Genomic DNA, 25,888 nt, shown 5'->3' on the forward strand with positions numbered 1-25,888 from the left:
GAAAGCTAGGGAACGTGCGATTCAACAACAGCCTAAACGGCCTTGTTCCCGCGGCGTCAGCACTGTGGCCCGACCCATTATGCCGACAGACCAGGGCGGCGAGCTGATCGCGGCCCGCGGGCTCAGCCGATATCGGTGATGTTCTTCACCTGGGGATCGCCGACGCCGCAGCCGGGACCGACGACGAGCGCGGTGATCTTCGGCGGATACGGGCCGCTGAGCAGGATCAGCACCGCCGCGCCGCCGCGATAGTTCATATCGGTCGAGCCGAGGATCGCGCGGTCGAGTCCGGCCGCACGCACGCAGTCCGCCAGGGCGCCGCGGCTGCCGAGCTGTCCGCTGACGTCGTTGCGGCCGAGGGCGGCGAGCGCGAGCGTGGACGTCAGCTCGCCGCCGGTGTCGGTGGTCGCAGGCCCCGCGGTGGGAGGGGATTCGTCGGCGCGCAGGAACTGGGTCGCCACGCCCGCACCCGCGATCACGGCGACGACGGCCGCCGCGGCGGCGAGCCAGCGCAGCGCGACGACGTGGCGGCGGCGCGGAGACAGCGGTGTCGCGAAGTGCGGCGGTGAATCCTCGGCGCCGGTCGGTATCGAGGAGGTTCTGGGTCCGTTCGGCAGCGGGCGCAGGGTCGCGACCCGCTCGGTGGGTTCCTCGATCGAATCGAGTTCCTCGAGGAATCGCTCCATCCTCGCCGCCACGTCGGGGGGCATGGGGTGCAGTATCCGGTCGTCGACGGCCAGGGCGCGGAGCCCGGCGTTGACGTCGTCGAGCGCCTTCAGATACGCGGCCGCATCCGAATCGTCGCGGGCGGCTGCCCATAGCTGTGCGCCGAGTTCGGGGTCGATATTCCCCGCGTGCAGATCTGCCAGCAACTCCGCGGAGAACGGAGGCTGCGGTACGGACCGGATCGCCATCGCACCTCCATCGCTCTGATCCGACATCGTTCTCTTCCGACATCACAACTGTTCGGGGCTGTCATCGATTCGCCCTCGAGGGCGACACCGCGCAGGCGCCGCATCGCTACGGGCACAGCATTGATATCGCTTCGTGGTTCGTCACTATTAATGACGCAGCGGGTCTACTTCCGGTTCCCCGGATCGCGCAGAAATTCCAAACGTTCTTTCAACCGTTGCCTGGCACGCGCGCACCGACTTTTGATCGTCCCCTCGGGTACCCCGAGCTTCGCGGCCGCATCGGCCACGCTATACCCCGCCATTTCGATCGCGACGAGCGCGGTGCGTTGTTCCGGCGGGAGCGTGAACAGCGCGTGGCCGACGACGAGCGACATTTCCAACTCGGCGAATTCGTCCCGCTCCTCGGCGGGTTCGGGCATGTTCTCCGGCGACAGCGACACCGCGCGTCTGGTCTTGTTGCGACGAATCCGATCCAGGCAGGCGTTGACGACGATCGCGTGCAGCCAACTGCGCACTTCGGCCTCCCCCCGGAAGGATCCGGCGGTGCGGTGGGCCGACAGCAGGGCGTCCTGTAGCGAATCGGCGGCATCCTCGCGGTTGTAGGAGGTGCGCAACGCCGTCTGCCAGAGGTGATCGTTATGTCTGCGCAGGATTTCGGCGAAGGCGTGACGTTGTCCGGCGACGTGGGCGCGCAGCAACTCGACATCGCTCATGTCGTCGGGCACGAACGAGCGTGCACGGTACGTGACCGGCCGCGATTTCCCCCCACGGGAATCCTCGTTCAATTCGGACGACAAACCCATACCCCTCGGACAGCGCTCACGTGGGCGACAGATCTGCCGATCGCCACCTATAAATTTCGCAGCATCCAGGATCGAGGCACCAGATCCCGGGAAGCTCCCCCTGCTGTGAGAGCGCGAAGGCATCATACCGGGCGGCATGAATCCGCAGCAACCGTGCGGAGGGCCACGGCACGGGAGACGACACGTGCGGGCGGAAGAGAAGGAGGGGTGCGCTGCGCTCGTCTTACGGCGCGGCGTCGAAACGCAGATCCGAGATGGCCGACTGGAACTGGTTGCCGGAGTTACCGAGTCCGGTGATCCATACCAGGACATAGCGCGCGGAAGCGTCGGCGCGGACCGGGATCTCGGTCGCGCCGACGGAGAGTTTGGCCGAGCCGATCAGTTGGGTCTGGTCGATCGTCGGAGTATCCGTCGGGGAGGTGCGGATCTCCACGGTGGTGCCAGCGCTCGGCGAGTTGATCGAGACATTCGTCAACTTCGCCGGGCTCGGCAGCGTGGCCAGCAGCCCGACCCCCTTCTTGAGGGCCGGGAACTGCTGGAAGTACTGATCGGTGCGCCACATGGTGCCCGGGTCCTGATCGATCACCGCCCTGGCGTTGGACCCGTTGTCGGGAGTGCCTTCCGGGGAGAACACCGACACGGCGGTCACCGGGACCGGGACGCCACCCGGCGTCCCGTCGTTCGGTATCGCGCCGGGAGCGGGCGCGGCGGTGCTGTTGGTGGTGAGGCCGATATTGCGCTGTTCGTTGAGCGGGGCATCCGACGCGCCCGGCGCGAACATGCTGACCATCCACCAGATGACGATGCCGACCACGAGCGCGGCCAAAATCCCGAGCCCGACCATGATCCACATCATCCGCTGGGAGCGTTCCCGTTCCGCGGCAAGCAGTTCGGGATCGGCCAGCGAGTCGTCGACGGCGTTGGCCTGCGCGGCCTGCCGCTGCCCCAGACGCAGCACCGGGATGAAATCGGTCTTCTGATCGACGACCGATGCCTGCTCGAGCACATGCTGCACGGTGGCGGCGGTGCGCACGCCCTTGTTCGACTCCAGCGAACGCACGGCCACGGCGGAGATCTCGAACGGGACCTCCGGGCGGATCTGGCGTGGCTCGATGGGGGTTCCGTCGGTGCCGAAATCGGCCAAGCGCAGCCCGCCGACCGTGGCCGCGGTTCCGGTGACCCCGCCTGAACGAATCGGCCAGCGCGCCGTGACCAGCGCGTACAGCATGGCGCCGAGTCCGCGGACATCGGACTGGGCATCCGAATCCGACAGCGTGCCGGGGAAGGCGAGGACCGCGTCGCCGGAAGCGCTGATCCTGATCCGGTCCGGATGGTCGATGGACAGCGAACCGCCACCGCGGTGGGCCAATTCGGCCGCGGACGCGAGCGCGCGGATGGCCCGAGCCGCGCCGATCGGCGACGGCACGGTGTCGGCCATCTCGCGCAAGGATCTACCCGGTGTCCACTCCGCGACGACGATGCCGCCCGAACTGCCTCGGACCACGTCGAGGACGCGCGCCAAGCCCGGTGAGTTGATCCGGCCGAGCCGCAGCGTGCGCGACAGAATCGCCTGCGGTCCATCGTGACCGGAGTTCTCCCCGGACTTCTGGTCGGCGTCGACGAAGGTCAGCGCGACCTCGCGATCGAGTTTGATATCGAGCGCCTGCCAGAATTTGAGTCCCCGCGCGCCGCCGTGACCGGCCAGCAGCCGGTAACGCCCACCGGCCACCGACGCGCCCGGCATCAGCTTGGGACCGCGTGGCACGGCCCGGCGCGCCGCCGGATCCGCGGGGGGCGGGGCCAGTTGCGGAATCGGGATCATGCCGGTGTCGTACATCGGATCGCGCGGTGCGGGCCCCGAACTGTCCGGCCTGTCCCGCGCGTTCTGATCCGATCCCGTAGGTCCGGAGTTGCCCGCGGCACCTACGCCGTCCGGGTATCCCGGATTCGACGGGTGTCCTGCGGAGAGCGGAACATCGGTCGAAAGGCCGCCTGCCGCGGCCGCAGAAGAATCGGCGGCTGGGACGCCGCCCACCGCCGCGTCGTCGCTCACCCTGGGTCCTCCTTCGCCCTGATATGTCGAGGTTCCGGCGAATTCGCCACTTGTGCTTCTATGCCGAACAGGGTACGGGAACTCGCCCTTGCCGGTGCTGTCAACGGCGTCGGGTCTGATTACGGGCAACACCATGGTCTGCGTGTCCATATACGGGTCGAATGACGGATACCCATACAGGTCCGGCCTACGCAGCACCTGCGTGGCGTACACATCCTCGACCGGGCTGTCCAGATCGAGATCCGGTGCGGGCGGGGTGAACCCGAGACGGCGCGACACGGCCACCGTGATCGCGACGATTTCCGGGATCCCCGCCAGGCGCATCAGGCCGAACGCGACCGAGAACATGACGATCGCCGAGATCACCACCCGGATCAGTGAGCCGAAGCCACCCGAGACCTGGTCGAGGCCCACGATCGCGTTGAGGATCAGCATGACGGCGCCGCCCGCGGCCGAGGCGAGCACGACGCGGGTCACGGTGCGTCCGACGTTGACCATGCGCAGATCGCCGAGACTGCGGTGCAGCAGGTAGCCGCCGATGACGGCGCCCGCGGTGAAACCGAGTCCCGTCGCGACACCGAGGATGATGACGACCTGGTCGCTGTTGTTCGCCAGCGCGGGGGCGAGCGCCGAGAGCAGTACCTTGATCGTGGTGATGCCGAGGATGATCCAGGTCGGGGTCCACGCCTGCTCCCTGGCGTAGAACACGCGCAGATGGATGAGCACGAGGGAATAGGGAATCAACGCGAAGGCCGACCAGGCGACCGCGGTGCCGAGCCGTTCGGCGTCGCCGGCGAACCGCGCGTAACCGAACAGCGCCTGGCCGACCTGCGGACCGGCCAGGGTCAGGAAGGTGACGACGGGGACGAGCGCGATCATCGTCAATCGGGTGGCGACGGACAGATCGTCGACCACGGCGGGCGTATCGTCGGCGGCGGCGTTGCGGCTGAGCCGGGGCATGATCGCCGTGAGCAGGGTGACCCCGAGAACGCCGTACGGCAATTGCAGCAGCAGCCAGGCGTTCTGGTAGATCGCCGGGCCGGCCTCGTCGGCGGTGGAGGAGATGTGGTTGGCGAAGATCGCGCCCATCTGGCTGATGAGCACGTACAGCATGATGGCCGCGCCCATCTTGCCGAACTGCCTGAGCCTGGCGTCGATTCCCCACAGCGGTCGCAGATCGATGCCGTAGCGGCGGATCGCGGGCAGCAGACTCATCGCTTGGGTGATGACGCCTGCGGTGATACCGCCGCCGAGCAGCAGCAGTTTCGGATCGCTCATCTTCACCGGATCGAGGGTGATCTCGCCGGGGGTGAACGCGTACAGCGCCAGCACGACCAGGACGACGACGTTGTTGAGCACCGGTGCCCACGCGCCGGGTTTGAACGCCTGTCTGGTGTTGAGAATCGCCGTCAGCAACGCGGACATGCCGTAGAAGATGATCGCGGGCAACAGCAGATACGTCAGCGCTGTCGTCAGCGAGGTGTCGACCTTGCCGTCGGAGGAGACGAAGACATGCGTCGCGAGGATCGGCGCCGAGACCATGGCCAGCAGCGTCGACACGGCGAGGACGACGAATGCCGCGGTCACGAGTCTTCGGACGAAGGCCGCGCCGCCGTCGTCGTCCTCCTGTTCGGCGCGGACCAGGGTCGGCACCACGATCGCGGTCAGCACCGCGCCGAGGACGAGTTCGGCGATCATGTTCGGGATCAGGCTGGCCGAGGTGTAGGCACTGGCGATGGCAGGGCCGAGCGCGGTCAGCAGCAGCAGTTGCTTACCGAATCCGGTGATGCGGCTGATCAGCGTCGCGAACGCGATCGACCCCGAATCCCGTAGCAGTCGCGCGTTGGAACTCTCGGCGGACTCGCGCTCCTTCGGCTCCGGCTCGGCTTTGGTGGCGACCGGCCAGTCGTGGGTACGCGGACGGCTCGCCGCCGACGCTTCGATCCGTTCGGCGGGCGCGGGCCGCCTGCGCTGCGGTGTCGGCGTCGGTTGCGGCTGCGGGTAGTTCGGTGGCGGCGCAAAACGCTGCGCCGGATTCTGGTGCGCCGGATTCTGGTTGGCCGGATTCGGCGGCGCGGGACCGCGTCGCACGGGTTGCCCGCGATCGGGGTCGGCGGACTGGCCGGGTGGCGCCTGCTGCGGTCGGCCCTGTCCCGACGACGGAACGGCCGGATACTGCCGTTGCCCGGGATGTCCCGGTTGCTGTGGCGGTCCGGGTCTGCGCGGCGCGGCTCCTGGCTGCGCGGGCATGGGGCCCGACGGCGGTGCGGGCTGACGCGGCATCGCGCCCGATTGGCCCGGCATCGGTCCCTGCGGTCCGGGTCTGCGCGGCGCACCCGGCGGTGCGGGCGGCCTCGGCCCCGCTCCCGGCTGCCCGGGCTGATGCGGCGCCTTGCCCGGCTGCGCGGGCTGCTGGGGCGCCTTGCCCGGCTGCGCGGGCTGCTGGGGCGCCTTGCCCGGCTGCGCGGGCATCGGACCGGACGGTGGCGGTGGTGGCACCCGACGTCCGGGTGGCGGCATCTGACGTCCGGGCGGAGGCGGAGGTACCGGCCTGCTGACACGGGGGACGCGCGGCGGTTGACCGCCGTACGGATCGCGGTGCGTCACGCCGGGATCCTCCCCGGCTTCGGCAGCGGGGACCGGACGTTCCCACGGCGCGGCGGGCGCCCGACGGGGCGGTGGCCCGTCGGGGCGTTCCTCGGGTCGGGACCGATGAGCGGACAAGTCATCGTCGCTCATCATGCCTCCTGTACCGCGCAGGACCTCTGCTTCGGACTCGCTCGAGGTCCGGCGTTTCGCCTAGTTCCCACCCGTCGAGCTCCCCCCATTGTGATGCCATCGGGCCCGTGTGACACAAACACAGTTTCCGTACAACTGTCCCGAATCGTACCGATGTGCGGTTAGGGGTTCGAGTTCACTCATCGTCACGCTCCCGCATGACCTTCTTGCGTGCCCGCCGGTACCTACCGACCCGCCGTACCGTACCGGGATCGAAGCCTTCGTCGGCCGGGTCGGGCCTGCCTCGGAACCTGCGCCACAGCCTGCGTCCGGCGAGGAGGAACAGCAGGAGACCGGCACACGCGGTGATGATCGCGAGTGCCTGACCATAGGCGTTGGAACGTACAGAGACCGAGGTGGCGTTGCCGAGGGGTATGCCTTCCGGGGTTGTCAGCGAGATCGGGATCACCAGGTTGCGGCTGTCGCTGACCTCGCTGGGGATCTGGAAGGACCGGGTGCCTTTCGGCGGCAGTTGCTGCTCGCCGATATCGGTGATGCGGGTCTGGGCGGGCGCTTCGATCCGGAAACGGACTCGGATGGCGACCGGCAGATCGTTGCGCGCGACGAGCAGCAGCGGACTCTGCTCGGAGGCGAGGGTGTACACGCCGCCGGGGGGAAGGACCGTCACCGCGCGATAGGACTCGTCGAGCGCCTTGGTGGTCTGATCGAGTCTGCGCTGGGCGAAGGTGTCGGGCGCGGCGCTGTTGCCGGTACGGCGATCCGAGAGCGAGAGCACCCGGATCAGATCGTCGCCGAGTGGCGCGAGGTAGCCGCGCGGCGTCGGCTCCGATTCGGGGATCTCGACCAGCGCGTGCATCAATTCGGTGATCCTGGTCGCCTGTTCGCGGACCGGGAGCACGAAACGGCCGGGCACCGCGTCCTCGGCGGCCTGGGGCAGGTAGTCCAATTGGTACGGCTGCGCGTCGGGCGCTTCGGCGAGCAGCTCGGTGAAGGGACGCGCCGTGGCGAGGTTGGATTTCAACAGGAGTTCGACCTGTCGCAGCAGGGCGGCGGCCTCGTCCCGGTTGGCGCCCCACTGCTGCGGCGGCATCAGCAGTTGTGATCTCGGCCCGCCGTTCTGCGGATTGAGCGCCGTCCACGAGATCGCGCCGAGCGCGTCCTGCATACGCGCCGTGCGGGAGTCGTTGGTGACGTCGTAGCGCACCCGTTTCGGCGTGAACGACGGAGTCGGCGGATTCGAGCCGACCGCGGCGAGCGCGGTGGCCGACCAGATGTCGAAGGTGGCCGCCCGCAACGCCGGATCGGGCGCGACGGGTGATGTGGGCGCCGAGGGGGCCGCGCCGGATTCGGGCGCGGGTGAGGCGCCCGCCTGCGGCACCGTGATCTCGGGAACGCGGACGACGGCCGGGGCCGCGGGTTTCGAGTCCGTGCGAGCGCCGGTCGTCGGCATTCCGAGACTGCCCGACGTGGCCTCGGCCGGATCGTCGACGCGAGGTTCGCCGACCGGGTGGACGGCGGTGTCGGCGAGTACCGCGGTGGTGAATCCGTGGGTGCGCAAGAGCGTTCCGGCTCCGGCGTCGATACTGCCGGAATCGGGCAGCGCGACACCGCGCACCGATCGTGTCGCCAGGATCGCGTCGACGATATCGGCCGGAGCGTTCACGGCACGCGCCGACAGCGCCGGATCGCTCACCGCCGCCAGCGCCGTGACATCGACCTGCGCGAAGGGAAGCGCCACCGTGCACACCGACCTCGCCGCGGCACGCAGGCGGTCCAGCCACGCCTGCGCCGCCTCCGCGCCCGATCCCTGTCTGGTCGCGCCGTCCGGGTCGGACGGACTGGCGAGCACGCGGTAGCCGTTGGTCATCGCGTCGACGGTGACCAGCAGATCCGGGTCGACCGCGACGCAGACCGCCGAGTCGAGATCGCGCTCCTTCGCCCCGCCGGTACCGAGCACGGCCTCGAGCGCGCCGAGCAACTGCTCGAGCCTGCCGCCCTTGCCGAGCGAGGCCGCGAGATCGTCGTCGGTGAGTTCGACCTTCCCGTTGACCGATCCCGGCACACCCGCCACCAGGCGGGGGCGATCGGCCAGCGGCCAGATGAGCGTCGTCGCCACGGGCGCGTCACTCGGCGCGGGCGCGGGCGATCCGCCCTCGGTTCCCGCGGGCAGACCCAGAACGGGCAGCAGGAACCGCGCGTCGTCGAGTCTGGCCTGATCGCCGTAGGCGGGTTCGCCGTTCACATTGAGCAGCAGCGGGTACACCCCGGGCGCGGAGAGGTCGAGCGAGGGCCCGTCCCCGGTCGGGCGCAGCGCAATACTCAGCGTGAACTGTTTGCGCTGGCCGGGGGTGAGCCGTTCGGCGATGTCCTCGAACGACCCGGCGACGTCGTAGGCGACCTGATCGAGGCGCAGCGCGGAGCGCAGATCGCTCGGCGTGGTGACCGCGGCGGCGCGCTGCACCCGCACGCTCACGTCGTCGACGACCCGATCGCCGATATTGGTGACCGTCCCCGCGACGGTCAGCAGTGGGTCGCTGGTGGTGGTGACCGCCGACGGCGACACCGAATCCAGCGACAACTTGAGGAATTTCGGCGTCGCCGGGCTGCTCGATCCGTTCGGCTGGGCCCCGGCTGTGCCGCTGGAAAAGAAGCCGCCGGAGAAGACGCCATCGGACAACATGGGCACAGACGTCACCGAACCGAGCAGGATCAGGACCGCCACGGTGATCCGGACCAGTCCACGCGTCATCGCTTGCCGGTCTCCATCCGGTCGATCAACCGATTCGCGACTTCGGCCAGGCGCCGTTCGTCGGCGTAGGCCAGCCGGGAATCGAGTTCGCTCAACGGAACCCAGGCGACCTGGGTGACCTCGACATCGGCGTCGGACAACTCACCACCGACCGAACGCATGAGGTAATGATGCACGGTCTTGTGTACCCGACGGCCCTCGGTCACGAACCAGTAATCGATACTTCCCAATTCGGCGACGACGATCCCGTTGATACCCGTCTCTTCGGAGACTTCGCGAATCGCGGTCTGCTCGGGGGTCTCGCCCTCTTCGATATGCCCCTTGGGCAACGACCACAGCAACCTGCCGCGCCGATCGGTCCTACCGATCAGGGCCGCACTGCGCTGTTCGCCCGGACCGTCGAGGCCGTCGACGACCAGACCGCCCGCCGAGGTTTCCCGGACCGTACGCATGCGAGGTTTCGCCGCGTTGGCCGCCGAACCGCGGCGCCGGGGCTGGCGGCGTCGATTGTTCGCTCGATCGGCCGGGGACACCTGGCAATCCTACTGTGCGTGATCGGCGCGCCAACGGCGCGGCGTGCTCGCGGGGCACTCATGTCGCGGCGACGGCCCGGCGTGTCGGTTCTCACCCGGGACCGGCCCCGGGAGGTCGCGGCGGCGGACCGGCCGAAGGCGCTGGGTAAGCTGCCTGTTCGTGGTTTCGCCCAAGTCCCTCGATGACTCCCCCGACGACGCAGCGCTGGACAGACGTACCCGATTGCTGGCCGCCGCCGCGGTCACCTTGGGAGGGTTGTCCGATGTATTGACGCCGTTGGGCGCGCTGTTCGCGGCACGCGGTCATCAGTTGTATCTCGTCGGCGGCAGCGTGCGGGACGCGGTGCTCGGGCGGCTCGGCACCGATCTGGATTTCACCACCGACGCCAGGCCCGAGGTGGTCCAAGAGATGATGCGCGGCTGGGCCGATCATCTCTGGGACACCGGCGGACTGGCCTTCGGGACGGTGAGCGCGGCCAAGGACGATCAGCAGCTCGAGATCACCACCTTCCGCAGCGACGACTACGACCGGGTGTCGCGCAATCCCGAGGTGACCTTCGGCGACACGCTGGAGGGTGATCTGGTGCGCCGGGATTTCACCGTCAACGCGATGGCGGTGCGGATCGGCGCGGCGGGCGAACTGGAGTTCGTCGACCCGCTCGACGGTATCGCCGCGCTGCTCGCGGGCGTCCTCGATACACCCGCGGCGCCGCAGGACTCGTTCCACGACGATCCGCTCCGGATGTTGCGCGCGGCCAGGTTCGTCTCCCAGCTGGGTTTCGAACTCGCGCCGCGGGTCGAGACCGCGATGACGGAGATGGCCGAGCAGATCGATCGGATCACCGCCGAGCGGGTGCGCACCGAACTCGACAAACTCATCGGCGGCGAGAATCCGATCGACGGCATCAACGTGATGTGCGAGACCGGTCTGGCCGCGCGGGTGCTGCCCGAGGTGCCCGCCATGAAACTCGAGATCGACGAGCACCACCAGCACAAGGACGTCTACTGGCATTCGCTGACCGTGCTGAAACAGGCCATCGATCTGGAGGACGGCGATCCGGATCTGGTGCTGCGCTGGGCGGCGCTGCTGCACGACATCGGCAAACCCGACACCAAGCGCAACGAGCCCGCGGGCGGGGTCAGCTTCCATCACCACGAGGTGGTCGGCGCGAAGATGGTGCGCAAACGGATGCGCGCGCTGAAATACCCCAAGCAGTTCACCGAGGACGTGGCGCGGCTGGTCTTCCTGCACCTGCGTTTCCACGGGTACGGCAAGGGACAGTGGACCGATTCCGCGGTCCGTCGCTATGTCACCGACGCCGACGAACTGCTGCCCCGGTTGCACAAACTGGTCAGGGCCGACTGCACCACCCGCAACAAGCGCAGGGCCGCGGCGCTGCGAGCCACCTACGACGAGTTGGAGGAGCGCATCGCCCGCCTGCGCGAGCAGGAGGATCTGGCGAAGGTGCGCCCCGATCTGGACGGCAACGCGATCATGGAATTGCTCGGTCTCCCGCCAGGCCCCGAGGTCGGGAAGGCGTGGAGTTTCCTCAGGGAGTTGCGCCTGGACCGCGGGCCGCTGAGCCGGGAAGAGGCCGAATCCGCCCTGCTGGAGTGGTGGAAGTCGAAGTCCTGATCAGAAGATGATCAGCGTGGTTCCGGCCACGATGGCCGACCGCATCTGCGCCAGATCGAAGGATCCGGTCATCTCCGGTAATTCGACGCGGAACCGGATCAGGTCCTCGTCGCGGGCGGCGAAGGCGACGCGCGCGCGGTGCGGCAGATCCGTCAGTCGCACGCCGGGCGCGCGGACGAGGGTGCGCGGCACCCGGAAACCGAGCCAGTTCGCCCGGTGGACCTCGATCGTCAGCAGATCGTCGGTGATGGCGGCGTCGATGAGCGCCGTCAGCCTGCGGGTCCGGTGCGAAGCCCTGATCAGGCCGTTCTGCTCGACCCGTAGCGACCAGTCGAGCGGCTGTTCGTTGAGCCAGCCGACCAGCGCCTCGACGGTGAGCGTGCCCTCGACGTCGATGTGGGAGGCGCGGACCTTGGTCGGGACGCCGGGGATCATCCTGACCCCGTGCGCGATCACGGTGACCGCTTCGACCGGGTGGGCGTCCCAGTGCACCCGGGACAGCACGGTCTTGGTCTGGAAATGCGCGCCTCGGCGTCGCACCTTGAGTACCTGGAGGGTGGCCCGCACGTCGTGGCCGAGCAGCGTCGCGGTGAGTTCCTGGCCACCGAAACGGCTCAGGATGCCTTCGCTGAGCACGGTCATCAACACATCGGGCATCAGCGCGGTGACGGTGCCCATGCCGAGGTCGGCTACCGGATCCACCCAGGAGGTGGTGACGGTGACCCACTGCTCCAGCCAGGACTGGTCGAACAGGCGTTTACCGAGATCCACAGCCCGGGACGGCGACCATGACTTCGGATCGAAATACGTGGCCATGACCGGTCCGAGAGTACTCGGCGGCCGATGGTGGCACAGTGGGTATGTGGTCCGAGTCACCTGGGACCCAGGTGTCCCGGGGTCCGGCAGATCGACATTCGGAGGACGGGTATGCCGCTGGATCTGAACAGTGATCTCGGCGAAGGTTTCGGCGCGTGGACGATGGGCGACGACGCGGCCATGCTCGACATCGTCACCAGCGCGAATATCGCGTGCGGGTTCCACGCGGGCGATCCGGTGATCATGCGCCGGATGTGCGCGCTCGCCGTCGAGAAGGGCGTGCGGATCGGCGCGCACGTCGGCTATCGCGATCGGGCGGGATTCGGGCGACGGGCGATCGTGATGGATCCGTCCGAACTACGCGACGAGACCCTCTATCAGATCGGTGCCCTCGATGCCTTCGCGCGCGCGGCCGGTGATCGGGTGCGCTACGTCAAACCGCATGGCGCGCTCTATCATTCGGCGGGCCGGGATCGCCGGTACGCCGACGCCGTGATCGCGGCGCTGGCCGAATACGATCCGCGGCTGGCGTTGCTCGGTCCGGCGGGCAGTCGGTTGGAGGACGCCGCGGTGGCGCGCGGTGTGCGTTTCGTCGGCGAGGGATTCGCCGATCGCGGGTACACCCCGGCGGGCGCGCTCGCCCCGCGCGGGACCCCCGGCGCGGTGCTGCACGCGAACGAGGCCGTGGCGCAGGCGGTATCGATCGCGCTGACCGGTGGAGTGCGCGCCGTCGAGGGCGGCGAGGTGAAGGTGATGGCGCAGAGTATCTGTGTGCACGGCGACACCCCGTCCGCCGTGGAGATGGCACGGCGGATCCGCGTCTCGCTGGTCGACGCCGGGGTCCCGATCGAATCGTTCGCGTGAGCGGCCGCCACGGCGGATCGCGTCTGATCTTCGGCGCCGCCGATTCCCGGTCGATCCGTGGCGAACGTTCCGACGGCAGCCGGGACGGCGACGGTGTCCCGGGTTCGCACGTGCCTGGCCGTCGCGTGCGAGGCCGAACGATACCGAGGGGGTAGCGCGATGGCGGGCGAGAACACGTCGACCGAGCCGGGCCGGCTCATCAGGGCGGCGGGCGATCGCGCATTCCTGGTGACCGCGTCGCCTGTCGCTGTCGCCGCCGAAATGCGCGCTGTCGCGGGGGTGCGGGATGTGCTGCCCGCGGCGGAAACCGTGCTGGTGACCCTCGAATCGGTCGGCGACGCGCACCGGGTCCGCACCCGACTGGAGCAGATCCTGCGCGAGCATTCCCCCGGAAACTCCCCGTCCGCAGTGCCTTTCGAGTCCGACGCCGAACCCGTGCGCATCGAGGTCGAGTACGACGGCGCTGACCTGACCGAGGTCGCCCGCTTACTGGACATGAGCGTGTCCGAAGTGGTCGCCGCGCATACCGGGACGCTGTGGTACTGCGGATTCATCGGTTTCGCACCGGGTTTCGGCTATCTGCGCGCGCCGGACGGGCGTCTGGACGTCCCGCGCCTGGCCCAGGCCCGCACCGCGATTCCGGCGGGTGCGGTGGCACTGGCAGGCGGGTATTCGGCCGTGTATCCGCGTGCGACACCGGGAGGTTGGCGACTCATCGGTCGCACCGCGACGCCGATGTGGGATATCGATCGCGATCCGCCCGCGCTGATCCGCGCGGGCACGACGGTGCGTTTCGTGGAGGCGGGGCGATGATCGTCGTCGAACAGGTCGGACCGCTGGCCACCATCCAGGATCTCGGCAGGCCGGGCTGGTTCGGCTCCGGTGTCGGACCGTCGGGCGCGGCCGACCGCGCCTCCTCCGCACTCGCCAATCGCCTGGTCGGCAACCCCGAATCCGCCGCGCTACTCGAGGTTCTGGTCGGCGGCGTGGTGCTGCGCGCCGATCGCCACCACACCCTCGCGGTGACCGGCGCGCCCGCGCCCGCCACGGTCGACGGCACCCCGGTCGGACCCGCCAGTGTCGTCGAACTCGAAGCGGGACAGACCCTTCGGCTCGGCATGGCGCAGCGGGGACTGCGCAGTTATATCGCCGTGCGCGGCGGTATAGATATCGCGCCGGTGCTCGGCTCGCGCAGTCTCGACACGATGTCGGGTATCGGCCCGCCGCCGGTGCGGGCCGGTGACCTGCTGCCCGTCGGCCCCGCGCCACGCACCTATCCGATCGTCGACCTCGCCCCGGTGGTGCAACCGGAAGCGGGCACCCTCACCGTGCACGCCATGCTCGGCCCCCGCGACGACTGGTTCATCGAACCGAACGCGCTGTTCGAGGGCGAATGGTCGGTCTCGCCCGACGCCGACCGCGTCGGCGTCCGGCTCGAACGCCGTGCCGGGCCGCCGCTGCGTCGCCGCAGTGACGACGAATTGCGCACGGAGGGTGTGGCACTGGGCTCGATCCAGGTGCCGCCGAGCGGGAATCCGGTGATCTTCCTCGCCGATCATCCGATCACCGGCGGCTATCCGGTGATCGCGGTGGTGCTCGACGCCGAGGTCGATCTGGTGGCCCAGGCCCGTCCCGGGCAGGCGCTGCGTCTGCGTCCGCCCCCTCGCTAGGGTCCGATCGCTACTCCGTCATCGAGGCGAATCCAGTTTCGCCCGCATGAGATACACGTTGTAGCTGTCCCACGCAGACACCGTGAAATACAGATCGGTATCGGTCGACCACGGATGGATGAAGCCGCCGTAGGCCTTCGGGTAGTCCAGGGTGGAGGCCACCGGGACCGAATCGCTCCACACGCCCTGCGGTGTCGCGGCCTGCCGCAGCACGATCGAGGCCTTCAACGGATCGAGGTACATCATCTGCCAGCGGTCGGCCATCGCGTCGTACCGCACGGACAGTTCGCTGGCGATACCGCGGAACAGCGGCGTCGCCTGGTTCTCGGCCGCGGGCGCCCAGCTGCCGTCGACCCAGTACTGGTAGGCGGATTTGTTGAGCACTTCGTCCTTGTCCACCCTGGCCAGCCCGGTGACGCCGAGCCTGCCGTTGGGTGTGCCGAACATGTACACGTACTCCCCGTGCGGGACCATCGCGGCCACCTGGAAACGACCGAATCCGAAGATGTTGTCCCACCTGGCGTGCTGATCCTTGATCCAGGTGCTGCCGCCGTCGTCGGAGTAGGCGATGCCGCCGAAGTTGGTCGACCACATGCCGGGGGTCCGGCTCCAGTGGTTGATCGACATATAGCTCAGGTATTGCCGTTTCCCGATGGCGAATCCCGAGGTCGGGATGACGGTGGTCTCCCAGTTCTTGATCTTGCGGCTGGACAGGAATTCCGCGGCGTGACAACGGCTGTCCTGGACCATGGTGTCGATGACGAGACCGTCGGACAGATCGCGGTCGGTGCTGAATCCGAGCACATTGCTGCGCCAGTCCGGTCCGCCGAAACGGCCGTACTCCCAGCCCTCGCCGAAGGTGTCGCCGAAGGCCATCGCGATCTTGCCCGGTTCGCTCTCCCACATCAGCCCGAGATCGGTGCCGTCGACCTGCCAGCGCATATCGGTGCGGTTGATCGATCCGTGCCCGGTCACCTGGCCGATCATGTCGACCGCGCCGAGCCGGGGTGTGCCGAGGGGCTGGGCGACCGGACCCGGTTCCACCGGATGCACGACGTGCGGCGGCGCGGGTTGCGGTGTGTCGCCCTCGCCGCCCGGCACCGGAATCGGAATGGGTTCGATCTCGGGCCGCAGCTCGATCCTCGGCAGTTCCAGTGCGGCCGATCCGGATCCGGATCCCGACGCGGAACCGGAATTCGAGCCCGACCCCGAGCCGGTGTCGGGCGCGGTGGAGCCCGACTCCGGCGACTCCTCGACCGGTTTCGGCGTGTCCCGCACATCCGGGCACGGGTTGCGGCAGGGATCGGCGGGCAGCGGTTCGGCGACGATCCGGGTGTTGTCCTGGGGCGGATCGGGCACCGTGACCGGAGTGATCTCGGGTACCGGAACCCAGATGTCGATCACCGGCGGGATATCGATCACCGGCGGGGGCGGCAGGCTCGGATCCGGTTGGCGCGCCAGCGGGTCGAAGCCGACCTCGCCGCAGACATTCGTCGGCGGCGGCAGCCACGGCGCGGGCGCGGCGGACGCGGAGGGCACGAAGGGGACCGGCAGTGAGAGTGCCCCGAGTAGCGCGACACCGAACAGCGCGGGCGCCTCCAGCTTCCCCGGCAGCAGGCCCATATGTATCGACTCCCCGTTGGTTCGGATCGAAGCAAGATCAACCTACCGGATCGGACCTCCTCGGGCGGGGCGCCGGACCCATGTGCCGACCGCCGATCGCACGGAACCGGATGCGGCCCACTCGCGTCCAATCAGATATGAACGAGATCGAGTACGTGTTCGGCACGGGCGACGGCACGGTCCACGTCTGGGCTTCCCAGGCCGACCTGGAGCTGGCGCAGACCGGCACCACCGACGCGGTCCAACTGGATTTCGACGGTGACGGTCTCGCCGACGACGCCCTCTGGGATTCCGCGGGTACCGGGTCCGCCGATATCGCGGCGCTGGACCTGGACGACGACGGCGTGCTCGACCACTTCTACACCGACCCGACCGGACTGGGCATCTGGGATCACCGGATCACCGGTTCCGCGGAGGACGCCGAGCAGGAGCCTCTGGACTGGATCCTGCGCACGGGTCCGTTTCCGGACACGAGTCCCGAATCGAACAATGTGGTCGCCGAGGGCCTTTCCGCGGCACTCGCGGAATACCCCGTCGCACCGTTCGAAACCACGGTGCGGGATATCGATGTCGTCCCCGATGGTGTCCCCGACCTGCTCGAGCACACCGTCGCGGTGTGCTCGGATCGGCGGGGCCGCATTGTCGAGGGACCTACCGAACCCGGTGTCGGCACCATCGACGGTGCCGATCCGTCCCCGTCCGACTCTCCCTAGTCGACCGCCGCGGGCGGCCGCCGATCCGCGGCACGACCTCGCCGCAGCACGAGCAGGACGGCCACGATCCCGCAGCAGTAGACGACCGCGCCCGCGATGACGAGGGGCAGCGAACGCCCGTCGGGCGGGATGACGAGCGCGGCCGTCGCGAGGGCGAGCACGAAGGCGATATTGAAAACCGTGTCCTGGAGTGCGAATACCTGGCCGCGTCGGGCGTCGTCGATATCGATCTGCATGGTGGCGTCACCGGTCAGCTTGATCGTCTGCCCGGCCAAGCCGAACAGGAACGCGCCGAGCAGGAGCATCTGGTGCGCTCGATCGGCCGCGACGCCCGTCTCGGCCACCGCGATCGGGGTCACCAGCGTCACCTGAACGAGCGCCGCGACGCACAGACCGACGATCACCGTGCGCGGGCGTCCCCAGCGTGGAATCAGCAGCGGCGCGATCCCGGCCGCGACCACCATGCCCGCGGCGGTCGCGGCGATGGCGACGCCGAATCCGATCAGGCCGGAACCGAGTTCCGAGCCCTGGTCGGTGGGCTGGCGCAGCACGAGCACCATGAGCAGGGTGTTGACGCCGAACACGATCCGATGGGTGCCGATGCCGAGCATCGCGGTGCTCACCTGCGCGGATTGCCACACGGCTCGTGCCCCGGTGCGCAGTCCGGTGGCGATCGCGTGGATCGCGCTCGCCGCACCCGCCGCGCCCGGTTCCGGCCCGAGTGCGCGCGGCCGGAATCGCGCCGCGATCACGGCGCTGACGATCGATCCGGTCCCGCTGGCCGCCACCGCGACCGCGGCACCGGCGTCGCCGGGCCCGATCAGTCCGATGATCGCCACCGCCGCCGCGGCGCCGATCCCGGCGCACGCGGAAGCCGCCGTAGCGAGTACCGAATTCATCGGGACCAGCCATTCCTGCGCGAGCACCCTCGGCAGTGCCGCGGAGACCCCCGCCATCACGAACCGGCTCACCCCTACCACCGCGAGCGCGAGCAGGAGCAGCGGCGTCTCCCCGGCTCCCGCGAGCAGCGCGCCCGCGGCGACAGCGATGAGCCCGGCGCGCAACACCGCGGCCACGAGCAATACGGCACGCCGGTCCCAGCGGTCGAGCAGGGCGCCCGCGTACGGTCCGATCAGGGAATACGGCAGCAGCAGGACGGCGAAACCCGCCGCGATGGCGAGCGGGTCGGTTTCGCGTTCCGGGTTGAACAGGATCGCGCCCGACAGCGCGGCCTGGAACATTCCGTCACCGAACTGCCCGGAGAAACGGATGATCGCCAGTCGCGCGACGGCCGGATTGTTCCGCAGCGCCGTGCGCCAGGCCGTCCAGCGCGGTGGCGACGGCTCGCCGGCCGGTAGCGGGCTTTCGGGGCGAGCGGTCGGCACCCTGCCGATTGTGCCTTCCCGCTCACCCCACCCGGTCACGCGGGATGCGAGGAATCGAGTGTCTGCACCAGGGCGCTGATGGTTTGCCGCATATCGGGTGCCATCGGCAGCCTGTCCAGCGCGGATGCGTCGATCCACGCGAAGGCGTCGTGTTCGCCGGGCGCCACCGAGACCTTCCCCGGGTAGGCTTCCACGACGAAGTTGAACTTGCGCACCCTGGCCTTGGTGCGGGTGGCGTAGTCGATGGCGCCGAGGAATTCGGTGATGTCGCGTACGCGCAGCCCGGTCTCCTCGAACAGCTCGCGGGCGACGCATTCGGCGAAGGTCTCCCCCGATTCGACGCCACCGCCGGGCAGTTCGTACATCCCGCCGTGGTAGTCGTTGGGCACCCGGCGTACTACCAGGAGTTTGCCGTCACGGAAGACCGCCACACCGACGACGAAATCGCCGATGTCGTCAGCGCGCGCGGCCGCGCGGAGTTCGTGCTCGATGCCGTTGAGTTGCTCGAATCGCATCTGCCTGTCACCTCCGGTTTGCGTTGTGCCGCATCACCTTACGTATCCGGCTTCGTCCTGTTCGCCAGTCTTGTTCGCGGTACCCTACTCGGCCGCGCGGCGGGTCCGCCTACCGGCAGTTGGTGCTCGCCATCCGTTCACCCGCTGGTCGCTCGCGTAAAATGCCGAGTGCACGACAATTTACTAGGAATTCGGAGTACCGCGTCGGATGTACTCCTACCCTGAAAGGCGATCGGTGCACGGTCCCGAGAGGAGGGCCTCGATGTCCACACTCACGACACCACACATCGATGTCCATCGCGGCGGAGACCGCATGAAGACACGAGTTTCCTGGCTGGATTCGAAGCATTCGTTCTCCTTCGGGGAACACTACGACCCGGACAACACCCACCACGGCCTGCTGCTGGTGAACAACGAGGACGTCGTGCTGCCCGGTGAGGGCTTCGACACCCACCCGCACCGGGATATGGAGATCGTGACCTGGGTGCTCGGCGGCAGCCTCGTGCACCAGGATTCGCTCGGCCACAACGGTGTCATCTATCCCGGCCTCGCCCAGCGGATGAGCGCGGGCACCGGGATTCTGCATTCGGAGAAGAACGACTCGTGGCGCCTCGACGGCACGGCCGAACACGACGAGCCGGTGCATTTCGTCCAGATGTGGGTGGTTCCGGACGAACCCGGCATCGAACCCGGATATCAGCAGCTGGAGATCGACGGCGAGCTGTCCTCCGGCGCGCTGGTGACGGTCGCCTCGGGCCTGCCGCGGTATCGCGATCGCACCGCCATCGCCATCGCGAGCAGCCACTCCGCGTTGCATGTGGCGCGGATGTCCGGTGATCCGGAACGGGCCGTCGACCTGCCCGACGCGCCGTACGCGCATGTCTACGTCGCCCGCGGCGAGGTGGAGATGGAAGGCGTGGGAACCCTCTACGAGGGTGACGCGGTGCGTCTGACGCGGACCGGCGGACAGCGGGTGACGGCGAACGGCCCAGCCGAGATCCTGGTGTGGGAGATGCACGCGCGACTCGGCGGCGCCTGATCGGCGGGGCTCGCCACGCCGACGGTGTCGCGCGGCACGGCGCGGTGCACTGTTCGTCCCATTAACATCCTGACCCAGGGGGCACGATCAGTAGGCAGTGAGCCGCGTGAGCGCGCCCGACCGGACCGTGCCTCCGCCGAGGTGGGGCCGAGCAACCGCTGACAGCCGCCGCGCCGACCGAGAGGAAGTCCATGTCGCAATACCCACCTCCGGGCCAGTACCCACCCGGTCAATATCCCCCGCCCCCGCCCGGCCAGTATCCGCCGCCGGGCGGTCAGTACTGGCAGGAATCCCCGAAGGGCAAGGGGATGGCGGTGACCGCCCTGGTCCTGGGCATTCTCGCGATCATCGGCCTGCTCGTCGTGGTCGGCGGATTCCTCTTCGGCGTCTTCGCGGTGATCTTCGGCATCATCGCCCTGGTCAAGGTGCGCCGAGGCACCGGTGGCGGCACCGGTTTCGCGGTGGCGGGCCTGGTGCTCGGCGTACTCGCGCTCATCGCGTCGACGGTCATCACGATCGTCGGCTGGAGTCTGTTCGTCGATTCCGGTGGCAAGGACTTCCTCGACTGCGTCAACAACGCGGGCAACGATCAGTCCAAGATCGACGACTGTGAGCGCGAGTGGCAGCAGAACGTCGAGGACAGGTTCAGCATCACGCTCACTCCGCAGCCGACACCCTAGTGGCGCGAGCCCCGCAGGCCCGGGTCGCGGAAACCACTTCGGCGAGCCCGGGCCGATAGTCGTACTGCGGCGCGGAGATCCAGCACCGATATCCCCCGCGTTCGTCGGCCGGTGAGGGCAGCACGATCGTGCTGCCCGGGTGCGCGACCGAGGCGCAGACCCGGAACAGGTCCGAGAACAGGGCCATGTCCAGGTAGGAGTTGTCGGTCGGGCCGGTGAGGAAGGTCCACCGGTCCGAACGCGGGTGCGAGATGATCGGGCCGACCGGATCGCCGCCGGAGGCCATCGAGTCGCGGACGTGCGCGCCGAGCGCGGCGGGCATGACGACCGCGCCGACCGCGCCCACCTCGAGCATGATGCGACCGAGCGACGCGTCGACCACGGCGTAAAGCCGGTGCTCCTTGCGATATAGGCGACAGCGCGCGAACGCGTCCTGGATCGTGGTGTATTCCTCGACCGCCGCACGCGGCGGTCGGACAGGCGTGACCGTGCGGGAAAGACGATCACTGCTCTCGATCATTGGCAAACCTCGTCTCGAATCGAACGTGACGGGTGAATCGGCCGCTAACTCCAGACAGTAGCTGTGCGCAACTGGATTGACAATAGTCACACGCGAGCGAATCGACAGCGCGTAGCATCACTGGTCATGGCACCCGTCTCGCCTACCGTCGCGCGCTGGGAGTTGGTACTGCGGCTACGTGAGCTGCGAGAACAGCGCGGATTCGACTCGGCGACCTTCGCGAAGCAGATCGGATTCACCGCGGCCAACTGGTCCCACGTGGAGAAGGGCCGACGCGTCCTCACCACCAACACGATCGGTCCGGTGCTCGAAATACTCGAAGTCGACGCCGAGGAACGCGAAGAATTGCTGGCTTTGCTGGCCTCCAGCAAACAGCGCGGGTGGTGGGCGAAGTCGTCGGCGCTGATCGGTCCCGAACTCCAGCGGCTCTACGGCATGGAGTACGGGGCGCAGAGCATCCGCAGCTACGACAGCCTCATCGTGCCTGGCCTGCTACAGACCGAGGACTACGCGCGGGCGCTCATCAGCGCCGACGTGATGATCCGGCCGGTGCAGGTGGAACAGCTGGTGACGATCAGAATGCGCAGGCAGGCGCGACTACGCGGTCCGGAGCGCGTGGAGTTGACGGCGGTCGTCGGCGAGGGCACCCTGCTACAGCAGACCGGCGGTCCGAAGGTGCTGCGGGCCCAGCTCGAACACCTGGTCGCGCTCAGCGAGGACTCCGACAGTATCGAGATCAGGGTCATTCCCTTCACCGCCACCGCGGGCGCCATTCTCGGCGGTTCGAGTTTTCATTTGCTCGACTTTGCCGGAGAACAGCTACCCACCTTCGGATGGGCGGAGAGCGCGGTGTTCGGCGGCGCGGTCGATGATCCGGATCTGGTGCGTGACCTGGCATTCGCCTATGTTCGCGCGCGGGAACAGTCGTTGAGTCGTGAGGATTCACTGGCGGTCATCAGGTCGTACTCGCGAGTGTAAAATCTGCCGCATGGCAACCACCGCTACGTTCCGGTCGGTTTGTATATCCGACTGGTTCACGTCGAGCAGGTCTAACAACGGCAACCAATGTGTCGAGGTTCGATTCGTCGGTGACGTGGTGTTGGTCCGTGACAGTAAGTACCGCCGAGACCCGGCCGCACTCCTATGCGACGAGCCGATCATCACCGTCACCGCGACCGAATGGACCTCGTTCCTCACCGTGCTCGCGAGCGGTGGCTCGGTCGAAGGGCCGACCGCCCCGATCACTCCGACGGCTCTGACCGCTCTCACCACGTCGGACGGCACCACGTCGTTGCGTCACGGAGATATCACCCTCACCTACACACCCGAGGAATGGGACGCCTTCATCGCCGGCGTCCGTGACGGGGAATTCGACCGCGTCGTACTTCCCGCCTGACCTGTCCGTCTCCCCCGGCCGCGACCGCGGCCGGGGCACATCACCGAGCTCGGCACTGCCGCGCGAAGCCGCGTTCTGGGCATACTGGTTGGCGTGACTTCCGAGCTGAGCAGTCCCTCCGGTATCGATCTGTCCTACCTCGACGACGCAGTCCGGGTGCAGGACGATCTGTTCGCGCATGTCAACGGCAAATGGCTGGACGACTACACGATCCCCGCCGATCGCGCCGTGGACGGGGCCTTCCGCACGCTCTACGACCAGGCGGAACTGGACGTGCAGCGAATCATCCAGAACGCCGCCGCCGAGCAGGCCGCCCCCGGCACCGACGCGCGCAAGATCGGTGACCTGTATTCCAGCTTCATGGATACCGAGGCCGTCGCGGCAGCGGGCTTCGGGCCGATCTCGTCCGAACTCGCCGCGGTGCGCGAGGTCGTCGATCGCGGTGGTTTCGCGGCGCTGCTCGGCCGTTTGCAACGGACCGGAATCGGCGGCGCGCTCGGCTTCTACGTCGACACCGACGACAAGAACTCCCAGCGCTACCTGCTGCACGCCACCCAGTCCGGCATCGGACTGCCCGACGAGTCCTACTACCGTCAGGACGAGTTCGCCGAGATCCGGGACAAGTACATCGCGCATATCGGGCGCATGTTCGCCCTGGCCGCGGCCGACCCGAGGATCGCGGCCCTGTTGCCCCCCGATCTGGATACCGTGGGGCAGCGGATCTTCGAACTCGAGAAGAAGTTGGCCGCCGGGCACTGGGATGTCGTGCGCCGTCGCGATGCCGAACGCAGTTACAACCTGATGACCTTCGCCGCGCTGACCGCCGAACATCCCGAATTCGACTGGACCGCGTGGACCGAGGCGCTGGCGGAGAGCGTCGACCGCTCGGGCCCCGATCTCTTCGCCGAACTGGTTGTCCGCCAACCCGATTATGTGAGCGCGTTCGTGCGGGCGTGGTCGTCGGAATCGCTGGCGGATTGGCAGGCATGGGCCGCGTGGCGTGTACTGCGTTCACGCGCACCGTATCTCACCGACGCGGTGGTCGAGGAGAATTTCGACTTCTACGGTCGCACCCTGACCGGCGCGCAGGAGAACCGCGAGCGGTGGAAGCGCGGCGTCTCGCTGGTGCAGGATCTGCTCGGCGAATCCGTCGGCAAACTGTATGTGGCGCAGCATTTCCCGCCCGAGGCGAAGGCCAGGATGGTCGAGTTGGTCGCCAATCTCCAGGAGGCGTACCGGCGTAATATCGCCGATCTGGAATGGATGGGCCCCGACACCCGCAAGGCCGCGCTGGCCAAACTCGAGAAGTTCACCCCCAAGATCGGCTATCCCGAGCGCTGGCGAGACTACTCGGCCGTCACCGTCGATCCGGCCGATCTCGTCGGCAACTACCGCAGCGGATATATCGCCGAACACGACCGTGACCTGAACAAACTGGGCGGGCCGGTCGACCGTGACGAATGGTTCATGACCCCGCAGACGGTCAACGCCTACTACAACCCCGGCATGAACGAGATCGTCTTCCCCGCCGCGATCCTGCAACCGCCGTTCTTCGACATGAACGCCGACGACGCGGCCAACTACGGCGGTATCGGCGCCGTCATCGGACACGAGATCGGTCACGGATTCGACGACCAGGGCGCGAAATACGACGGCGACGGCAACATGGTCGACTGGTGGACCGACGACGATCGGGCCGAATTCGGTAAGCGCACCAAGGCTTTGATCGAACAGTACGACGTGCTGTCCCCCAAGGAACTGCCCGACGAGCACACCGTCAACGGCGAATTCACCATCGGCGAGAACATCGGCGATCTCGGTGGACTCTCCATCGCGCTGGAGGCGTACCGGATCTCGCTGAACGGAACCGAAGCACCCACGATCGACGGACTCACCGGATTGCAGCGGGTGTTCTACGGCTGGGCTCAGGTCTGGCGCACCAAGGCGCGCAGCGAGGAGGCCATCCGGCGGCTCGCCGTCGATCCGCATTCGCCGCCGGAATTCCGGTGCAACGCCGTGGTCCGCAATATCGACAGCTTCCACGAGGCCTTCGAGGTGCGCCCGGGTGACACGCTGTACCTGGAACCGGAGCAGCGCGTGAAGATCTGGTAGTTCCGCGGTTCCGGCGGGAACCCGAACCGCGAGCACCTACCATCGGCACGTGCGTGTGCTGGTGACGGGCGGAACGGGTTTCCTCGGCGCGTGGACGGCGAAGGCCGTCGCCGACGCCGGACATCGGGTGCGGTTCCTGGTCAGGGATCCGTCGCGGCTCACCGCACCCGCCGCGCTCGGCGTCGATACCGCCGACCGCGTGGTCGGCGATATCACCGACGCCGATTCGGTGCGCCTGGCCCTGCTCGGATGCGACGCGGTCGTGCACTGCGCGGCCGTGGTGGCGACCGACCGCCGCCGCGCGCGCGAGATGCTCACCACGAACACGGTAGGCGCGACGCATGTGCTCGGGATCGCGGCCGAACTCGGTCTCGACCCGATCGTGCACGTCTCGAGTTTCACCGTCCTGTTCCATCCGGGCGCGACGACGGTGTCGGCCGAGCTACCCGTCGTCGGCGGTTCCGATGCCTACGGGCGTTCGAAGGCCCGGGTGGAGCTGTACGCGCGGGGGTTACAGGACGCGGGCGCGCCGGTGGTCGTCAGCTATCCGGGTATGGTGCTGGGCCCGGCTGCCGGTCCTCGGTTCGGCGAGGGCGCCGACGGTGTCGAGGTCGCCGTGCGGCTGCGACTGCTCCCGGGCAGGCACGCGGGATGGACCATCGTCGACGTCCGCGATGTCGCGGCGCTGCACGCGGCGGCCCTGGTCCCAGGGCTGGGGCCGCGCCGCTACCTGTGCGGTGGTCATCGCGTCGGTGTGACCGAACTCGCCGCGCTCTTCTCCGAGGTCACCGGCCGGACCACGCGCGCCGTCCCGGTGCCGGACGCCGCCCTTCGCCTGCTCGGCCGCACCTCCGACGCGCTCTCGCGCCTGGTCCCCTTCACCAGCCCGCTCACCGAAGCCGCGATGCAGTACTACACCCGGATGCCGGAATCCGACGACAGCGCGAGCGAACGCGACCTGGGCCTGCGCTATCGCGATCCGGGAGAGGTCATCGCCGACACCATCTCGGGTCTGCGCGCCGCGGGCCGGTTACCGCGCCTGCCCGGGCGGGACGAGTCGTAGGCCGGAAACGCGAAACCCGCGGCCGATCACGTCGGCCGCGGGTTTCGGTGGAACGGGTGGGGACC

Annotated in this window: 21 protein-coding genes; 11 read left to right on the forward strand and 10 right to left on the reverse strand. The window is 68.4% G+C overall.

The window, feature by feature from the left end:
* Positions 1–122: 122 nt before the first annotated feature.
* From DAT37_RS02440 to DAT37_RS02460, 5 genes are all read right to left on the reverse strand, one after another.
* Entirely contained in the window at positions 123–914 is a 792-nt protein-coding gene (locus DAT37_RS02440; RefSeq protein ID WP_109522970.1) for a hypothetical protein, read from the reverse strand.
* Between the two features lie 164 nt (positions 915–1,078).
* Positions 1,079–1,627, reverse strand: a complete 549-nt coding sequence (gene sigM, locus DAT37_RS02445; protein ID WP_232839491.1) for an RNA polymerase sigma factor SigM — start codon at positions 1,625–1,627, stop codon at positions 1,079–1,081.
* A gap of 313 nt (positions 1,628–1,940) precedes the next feature.
* Positions 1,941–6,242: a lipid II flippase MurJ gene (locus tag DAT37_RS02450; protein WP_232839449.1), complete on the reverse strand. Its 4,302-nt coding sequence runs from the start codon at positions 6,240–6,242 to the stop codon at positions 1,941–1,943.
* Between the two features lie 442 nt (positions 6,243–6,684).
* Complete coding sequence (locus DAT37_RS02455) at positions 6,685–9,258, reverse strand: DUF6049 family protein (protein WP_109522972.1); 2,574 nt, start codon at positions 9,256–9,258, stop codon at positions 6,685–6,687.
* Entirely contained in the window at positions 9,255–9,791 is a 537-nt protein-coding gene (locus tag DAT37_RS02460; protein ID WP_109522973.1) for an NUDIX hydrolase, read from the reverse strand. The genes DAT37_RS02455 and DAT37_RS02460 overlap by 4 nt, the downstream gene beginning before the upstream one ends.
* A 160-nt stretch (positions 9,792–9,951) precedes the next feature.
* On the opposite strand from DAT37_RS02460, the gene DAT37_RS02465 reads away from it, so the two are divergent.
* Positions 9,952–11,427, forward strand: a complete 1,476-nt coding sequence (locus DAT37_RS02465; protein WP_109522974.1) for a CCA tRNA nucleotidyltransferase — start codon at positions 9,952–9,954, stop codon at positions 11,425–11,427.
* Here DAT37_RS02465 and DAT37_RS02470 read toward each other — a convergent pair whose 3' ends face one another.
* Positions 11,428–12,243: a hypothetical protein gene (locus DAT37_RS02470; RefSeq protein WP_109522975.1), complete on the reverse strand. Its 816-nt coding sequence runs from the start codon at positions 12,241–12,243 to the stop codon at positions 11,428–11,430.
* Positions 12,244–12,354: 111 nt separating this feature from the next.
* Here DAT37_RS02470 and DAT37_RS02475 point away from each other — a divergent pair, with 111 nt between their 5' ends.
* The 3 genes from DAT37_RS02475 (at position 12,355) to DAT37_RS02485 (ending at position 14,777) form a co-directional block, all read left to right on the forward strand.
* Complete coding sequence (locus DAT37_RS02475) at positions 12,355–13,107, forward strand: LamB/YcsF family protein (RefSeq protein ID WP_109522976.1); 753 nt, start codon at positions 12,355–12,357, stop codon at positions 13,105–13,107.
* Positions 13,108–13,266: 159 nt separating this feature from the next.
* On the forward strand, positions 13,267–13,920 hold the full coding sequence (locus DAT37_RS02480; RefSeq protein ID WP_109522977.1) for a 5-oxoprolinase subunit B family protein: 654 nt from the start codon (positions 13,267–13,269) through the stop codon (positions 13,918–13,920).
* Entirely contained in the window at positions 13,917–14,777 is an 861-nt protein-coding gene (locus tag DAT37_RS02485; RefSeq protein WP_109522978.1) for a 5-oxoprolinase subunit C family protein, read from the forward strand. The genes DAT37_RS02480 and DAT37_RS02485 overlap by 4 nt, the downstream gene beginning before the upstream one ends.
* Before the next feature lie 18 nt (positions 14,778–14,795).
* Here DAT37_RS02485 and DAT37_RS02490 read toward each other — a convergent pair whose 3' ends face one another.
* Positions 14,796–16,400, reverse strand: a complete 1,605-nt coding sequence (locus tag DAT37_RS02490; RefSeq protein WP_109522979.1) for a DUF4185 domain-containing protein — start codon at positions 16,398–16,400, stop codon at positions 14,796–14,798.
* Positions 16,401–16,537: 137 nt separating this feature from the next.
* On the opposite strand from DAT37_RS02490, the gene DAT37_RS02495 reads away from it, so the two are divergent.
* On the forward strand, positions 16,538–17,113 hold the full coding sequence (locus tag DAT37_RS02495) for a hypothetical protein (RefSeq protein ID WP_109522980.1): 576 nt from the start codon (positions 16,538–16,540) through the stop codon (positions 17,111–17,113).
* On the opposite strand, the gene DAT37_RS02500 is transcribed toward DAT37_RS02495, so the two are convergent.
* Both DAT37_RS02500 and DAT37_RS02505 read right to left on the reverse strand, forming a co-directional pair.
* On the reverse strand, positions 17,110–18,498 hold the full coding sequence (locus tag DAT37_RS02500; RefSeq protein WP_408637356.1) for an MFS transporter: 1,389 nt from the start codon (positions 18,496–18,498) through the stop codon (positions 17,110–17,112). The genes DAT37_RS02495 and DAT37_RS02500 overlap by 4 nt on opposite strands.
* A gap of 35 nt (positions 18,499–18,533) precedes the next feature.
* Complete coding sequence (locus tag DAT37_RS02505; RefSeq protein WP_109522981.1) at positions 18,534–19,013, reverse strand: NUDIX hydrolase; 480 nt, start codon at positions 19,011–19,013, stop codon at positions 18,534–18,536.
* Positions 19,014–19,275: 262 nt separating this feature from the next.
* Between DAT37_RS02505 and DAT37_RS02510 the strand changes: the two genes are divergently transcribed.
* Positions 19,276–20,052 carry a pirin family protein gene (locus DAT37_RS02510; protein ID WP_109522982.1) on the forward strand — a complete coding sequence of 259 codons (777 nt, stop codon included), beginning with the start codon at positions 19,276–19,278 and terminating at the stop codon, positions 20,050–20,052.
* Positions 20,053–20,243: 191 nt separating this feature from the next.
* A complete protein-coding gene (locus tag DAT37_RS02515) occupies positions 20,244–20,732 on the forward strand; it encodes a DUF4190 domain-containing protein (protein ID WP_109522983.1) in 489 nt (162 codons plus the stop codon).
* On the opposite strand, the gene DAT37_RS02520 is transcribed toward DAT37_RS02515, so the two are convergent.
* A complete protein-coding gene (locus DAT37_RS02520) occupies positions 20,710–21,252 on the reverse strand; it encodes a hypothetical protein (RefSeq protein ID WP_109522984.1) in 543 nt (180 codons plus the stop codon). The two genes, DAT37_RS02515 and DAT37_RS02520, sit on opposite strands and share 23 nt — an antisense overlap.
* 126 nt (positions 21,253–21,378) lie before the next feature.
* Here DAT37_RS02520 and DAT37_RS02525 point away from each other — a divergent pair, with 126 nt between their 5' ends.
* From DAT37_RS02525 to DAT37_RS02540, 4 genes are all read left to right on the forward strand, one after another.
* Positions 21,379–22,230 (forward strand): Scr1 family TA system antitoxin-like transcriptional regulator, encoded by an 852-nt coding sequence (locus DAT37_RS02525; RefSeq protein ID WP_109522985.1) that lies wholly within the window; start codon positions 21,379–21,381, stop codon positions 22,228–22,230.
* A gap of 10 nt (positions 22,231–22,240) precedes the next feature.
* Positions 22,241–22,648, forward strand: a complete 408-nt coding sequence (locus tag DAT37_RS02530) for a DUF397 domain-containing protein (protein WP_109522986.1) — start codon at positions 22,241–22,243, stop codon at positions 22,646–22,648.
* 93 nt (positions 22,649–22,741) lie between these two features.
* Positions 22,742–24,760: a M13 family metallopeptidase gene (locus tag DAT37_RS02535; protein WP_198654048.1), complete on the forward strand. Its 2,019-nt coding sequence runs from the start codon at positions 22,742–22,744 to the stop codon at positions 24,758–24,760.
* A 49-nt stretch (positions 24,761–24,809) separates the two neighbouring features.
* Positions 24,810–25,823, forward strand: a complete 1,014-nt coding sequence (locus tag DAT37_RS02540) for an NAD-dependent epimerase/dehydratase family protein (protein ID WP_109522988.1) — start codon at positions 24,810–24,812, stop codon at positions 25,821–25,823.
* Positions 25,824–25,888 lie beyond the last annotated feature (65 nt).

Origin of the sequence: Nocardia aurea (genome assembly GCF_003123685.1) — a bacterium.
Classification (GTDB): domain Bacteria; phylum Actinomycetota; class Actinomycetes; order Mycobacteriales; family Mycobacteriaceae; genus Nocardia; species Nocardia aurea.